At 57.1% G+C, this 5,693-nt stretch carries 3 rRNA genes; all 3 read right to left on the bottom strand.

Annotated features, from left to right (window positions below):
• Nucleotides 1-44: 44 nt before the first annotated feature.
• The 3 genes from rrf to ACYVK7_RS17850 all read right to left on the bottom strand — a co-directional run bounded on the left by rrf (nucleotide 45) and on the right by ACYVK7_RS17850 (nucleotide 5,480).
• Nucleotides 45-161 (bottom strand): 5S ribosomal RNA (rrf, locus tag ACYVK7_RS17860).
• A 148-nt stretch (nucleotides 162-309) separates the two neighbouring features.
• A 23S ribosomal RNA gene (locus ACYVK7_RS17855) occupies nucleotides 310-3,428 on the bottom strand.
• 530 nt (nucleotides 3,429-3,958) lie between these two features.
• Nucleotides 3,959-5,480: ribosomal RNA gene (locus ACYVK7_RS17850) — 16S ribosomal RNA — on the bottom strand.
• Together the 16S, 23S and 5S rRNA genes form the textbook arrangement of a ribosomal RNA operon.
• Between the last annotated feature and the right edge of the window lie 213 nt (nucleotides 5,481-5,693).

Here is a 5,693-nt window from a genome sequence, read left to right as displayed (position 1 = left end):
CACCCGAAAGGGTGCGCGGGTTCCATCCCCTGCTGGGAATGGTTGTCCGGCGGCGTCCTACTCTCCCACCCCGTCTCCAGGGCAGTACCATCGGCGCTGTAGGGCTGAGCTTCCGGGTTCGGAATGGGACCGGGCGTTTCCCCTACGCTATGACCACCGTAACACTATCGAGAAGGCAAACCCTCTGCGCATCACCCATCATTCCCGTGGAAGGGACCGTGGATGATACGGGGTTGGTGCCCGTGACTCGGGAACCGCATAGTGGACGCGTAACAAAACCTTCGAAATCTTATTAAGTAGTGTTGAGGTGTTGTGAAGTTATCGGCAGTTAGTACCGGTCAGCTCCGACAGTCGTTAGTCCTGTCTTCCACATCCGGCCTATCAACCCAGTGGTCTGCTGGGTGCCTCTCACACCACAAGGGTGTATGGAAACCTCATCTCGAAGCAGGCTTCCCGCTTAGATGCTTTCAGCGGTTATCCCTTCCGAACGTAGCCAACCAGCCGTGCTCCTGGCGGAACAACTGGCACACCAGAGGTTCGTCCGTCCCGGTCCTCTCGTACTAGGGACAGCCCTTCTCAAGTTTCCTGCGCGCGCAGCGGATAGGGACCGAACTGTCTCACGACGTTCTAAACCCAGCTCGCGTACCGCTTTAATGGGCGAACAGCCCAACCCTTGGGACCTACTCCAGCCCCAGGATGCGACGAGCCGACATCGAGGTGCCAAACCATGCCGTCGATATGGACTCTTGGGCAAGATCAGCCTGTTATCCCCGGGGTACCTTTTATCCGTTGAGCGACGGCGCTTCCACAAGCCACCGCCGGATCACTAGTTCCGACTTTCGTCCCTGCTCGACCTGTCGGTCTCACAGTCAAGCTCCCTTGTGCACTTGCACTCGACACCTGATTGCCAACCAGGCTGAGGGAACCTTTGAGCGCCTCCGTTACATTTTAGGAGGCAACCGCCCCAGTTAAACTACCCACCAGGCACTGTCCCTGATCCGGATCACGGACCGAGGTTAGACATCCGAAGCGATCAGAGTGGTATTTCAACAATGACTCCACCCGAGCTGGCGCCCTGGCTTCACAGTCTCCCACCTATCCTACACAAACCGCACCGAACACCAATACCAAGCTATAGTAAAGGTCCCGGGGTCTTTCCGTCCTGCTGCGCGTAACGAGCATCTTTACTCGTAGTGCAATTTCGCCGAGTTCGCGGTTGAGACAGCGGAGAAGTCGTTACGCCATTCGTGCAGGTCGGAACTTACCCGACAAGGAATTTCGCTACCTTAGGATGGTTATAGTTACCACCGCCGTTTACTGGGGCTTAAATTCTGGGCTTCGCCAAAGGCTGACCCGTCCTCTTAACCTTCCAGCACCGGGCAGGCGTCAGTCCGTATACATCGTCTTGCGACTTCGCACGGACCTGTGTTTTTAGTAAACAGTCGCTTCTCCCTGGTCTCTGCGGCCCTCCCCGCGTCCCCCAGCAAGTGGGTTAACGGTTCAGGCCCCCCTTCTCCCGAAGTTACGGGGGCATTTTGCCGAGTTCCTTAACCACGATTCTCTCGATCGCCTTAGTATTCTCTACCTGACCACCTGAGTCGGTTTAGGGTACGGGCGGCTAGTCCCTCGCGTCGAGGCTTTTCTAGGCAGCATAGGATCACCAGTTTCCCGCATACACGGTCACTATCAGCTCTCACCCACATGCCCCACGGATTTGCCTATGGGACGGGCTACAACCTTGGACGTGGACAACCATCGCCACGCCTGGCTACCTTCCTGCGTCACCCCTGTTAACACGCTTACCTACTACCGGATCAGGTCCCACGCCTCACCCACGATGCTCTCCGAAGAGAACGGTGTGGGCTCGGGATGGTTAGTATCACCGGGCTCGGTATGGGCGGTACTTCGCCGGTAGGAGAATATCAACTCCTTGTCCATCGACTACGCCTGTCGGCCTCGCCTTAGGTCCCGACTTACCCAGGGCGGATGAACCTGGCCCTGGAACCCTTGGTCATTCGGCGGACGGGATTCACACCCGTCATTCGCTACTCATGCCTGCATTCTCACTCGTGTAGGCTCCACCGCTAGGTCACCCTGCGACTTCACTGCCCACACGACGCTCCCCTACCCACCCACACACCTGAACACACAGAACAAGTCTGGTGCTGGGCTAACGTGTGAGTGCCACGGCTTCGGCGGTGTGCTTGAGCCCCGCTACATTGTCGGCGCGGAATCACTTGACCAGTGAGCTATTACGCACTCTTTCAAGGGTGGCTGCTTCTAAGCCAACCTCCTGGTTGTCTGTGCAACTCCACATCCTTTCCCACTGAGCACACGCTTAGGGGCCTTAGCCGGTGATCTGGGCTGTTTCCCTCTCGACCACGGAGCTTATCCCCCGCAGTCTCACTGCCGCGCTTGCACTTACCGGCATTCGGAGTTTGGCTGACGTCAGTAACCTGGTGAGGCCCATTAGCCATCCAGTAGCTCTACCTCCGGTAAGAAACACGCGACGCTGCACCTAAATGCATTTCGGGGAGAACCAGCTATCACGAAGTTTGATTGGCCTTTCACCCCTAACCACAGGTCATCCCCCAGGTTTTCAACCCTGGTGGGTTCGGTCCTCCACGCCGTCTTACCGGCGCTTCAACCTGCCCATGGCTAGATCACTTCGCTTCGGGTCTAGACCCGGCGACTATGAGCGCCCTATTCGGACTCGCTTTCGCTACGGATACCCCACACGGGTTAACCTCGCCACCGAGCACTAACTCGCAGGCTCATTCTTCAAAAGGCACGCCGTCACCCCTACCAAGGAGGCTCCGACGGATTGTAGGCACACGGTTTCAGGTACTATTTCACTCCCCTCCCGGGGTACTTTTCACCTTTCCCTCACGGTACTTGTCCGCTATCGGTCACTAGGTAGTATTTAGGCTTAGCAAGTGGTCTTGCCAGATTCACACGAGATTTCACGGGCCCCGTGCTACTTGGGATCCCCTCCACCAGGCCATGCCATTTCGTCTACGGGACTCCCACCCACTACGGTCCGGTATTCAACCCGGTTCGACTATGACACGACTTTCTGACTGGCCGGAAGACTGTCAGATCTTCCCGGAAGGTCCCACAACCCCGCACACGCAACGCCTGACAGCTTGACACGCATACGGTTTGGCCTCATCCGCTTTCGCTCGCCACTACTCACGGAATATCTCTTCCTGTCGGTACTGAGATGTTTCACTTCCCGACGTTCCCTCCACACGCCCTATACATTCAGGCGCGGGTAACCGAACATGACTTCGGCTGGGTTCCCCCATTCGGAGACCCTCGGATCACAGCTCGTCTGCCAACTCCCCGAGGATTATCGCAGGCTACAACGTCCTTCTTCGGCTCCTAGTGCCAAGGCATCCACCAATGTGCCCTAAAAAACTTCAACAAACACTACAATCACAGAAACCAAGATGACCACAAAACAACAACCACAAGCCAAAGACCCATGGTCATCCATTTCACGGTCGCAATCTTGGAAAAATTCAAAGATGCTCGCGTCCACTATGCAGTTCTCAAGCAACGGACGAACCCACCCAGCAACCCGTGACACCACCACCAGCAAGCCGGCAGGGTATGACACGAACCAGATGACCCGTACTCGAACCAGAAACACCCACCCCGCACCCCCCAAGAGAGGGGGCCGGCCGGTTGCCTCAGGACCCAACAGTGTGCTCAGCAAGCCACCCACCCCAGACCAGCCGCGTTCCAACCCGTGACAAGCACCGGCGTACTAACAGCCACCCCAGCAGGGAGACTCTTCGTCAATGTTCCACCCATGAGCAACCACCCCAGACGCGTACGGCCTGGGCCTGGCCTCTGCCACCAGCACCAACCACACACCCCGAAGGATGCTGACTCCGCAGAGCCGGCCGGCGACCCCGGGTATCCCAGGGACTGATGGAGATGAGCTCCTTAGAAAGGAGGTGATCCAGCCGCACCTTCCGGTACGGCTACCTTGTTACGACTTAGTCCCAATCGCCAGTCCCACCTTCGACCACTCCCCCCCTTGCGGGTTGGGCCGTGAGCTTCGGGTGTTACCAACTTTCGTGACTTGACGGGCGGTGTGTACAAGGCCCGGGAACGTATTCACCGCAGCGTTGCTGATCTGCGATTACTAGCGACTCCGACTTCACGGGGTCGAGTTGCAGACCCCGATCCGAACTGAGACCGGCTTTTTGGGATTCGCTCCACCTCACGGTATCGCAGCCCTCTGTACCGGCCATTGTAGCATGCGTGAAGCCCAAGACATAAGGGGCATGATGATTTGACGTCATCCCCACCTTCCTCCGAGTTGACCCCGGCAGTCTCCCATGAGTCCCCGGCATAACCCGCTGGCAACATAGGATAAGGGTTGCGCTCGTTGCGGGACTTAACCCAACATCTCACGACACGAGCTGACGACAACCATGCACCACCTGTGTACGAGTGTCCAAAGAGAACCCCATCTCTGGGGCTTTCTCGTACATGTCAAGCCTTGGTAAGGTTCTTCGCGTTGCATCGAATTAATCCGCATGCTCCGCCGCTTGTGCGGGCCCCCGTCAATTCCTTTGAGTTTTAGCCTTGCGGCCGTACTCCCCAGGCGGGGCACTTAATGCGTTAGCTGCGGCACAGAACCAGTGGAACTGGCCCCACACCTAGTGCCCAACGTTTACGGCATGGACTACCAGGGTATCTAATCCTGTTCGCTCCCCATGCTTTCGCTCCTCAGCGTCAGTAACTGCCCAGAGACCTGCCTTCGCCATCGGTGTTCCTCCTGATATCTGCGCATTCCACCGCTACACCAGGAATTCCAGTCTCCCCTACAGTACTCTAGTCTGCCCGTACCCGATGCAAGCCCACAGTTGAGCCATGGGATTTCACACCAGACGCGACAGACCGCCTACGAGCTCTTTACGCCCAATAATTCCGGACAACGCTTGCGCCCTACGTATTACCGCGGCTGCTGGCACGTAGTTAGCCGGCGCTTCTTCTGCAGGTACCGTCACTTTCGCTTCTTCCCTGCTGAAAGAGGTTTACAACCCGAAGGCCGTCATCCCTCACGTGGCGTCGCTGCATCAGGCTTTCGCCCATTGTGCAATATTCCCCACTGCTGCCTCCCGTAGGAGTCTGGGCCGTGTCTCAGTCCCAGTGTGGCCGGTCGCCCTCTCAGGCCGGCTACCCGTCGACGCCTTGGTAGGCCATTACCCCACCAACAAGCTGATAGGCCGCGAGCCCATCCCCCACCGAAAAACTTTCCAACACCCACCATGCGGCAGACGTTCATATCCGGTATTAGACCCCGTTTCCAAGGCTTATCCCGAAGTAGGGGGCAGGTTGCTCACGTGTTACTCACCCGTTCGCCACTGATCCACCCAGCAAGCTGGGCATCACCGTTCGACTTGCATGTGTTAAGCACGCCACCAGCGTTCGTCCTGAGCCAGGATCAAACTCTCCGTAAAAGAGAAACATCCACACACCACACAAAGCAGTGCGCAAACAATGATACCGGCCAGATACAAATCTGATGATTTGTGTCCGTCCAAACAAACCCCACAAACATGCAACCCACCAACCAGACAGCTGGCACGCCACACCCTGCGAGGATTAAAACTTTGGCATTGACTATCAAGCACACTGTTGAGTTCTCAAACAACCGACGCACACCGTCAGAG

The organism is Promicromonospora xylanilytica (genome assembly GCF_054782895.1).
This window is presented reverse-complemented; position numbering and strand designations above follow the sequence as displayed.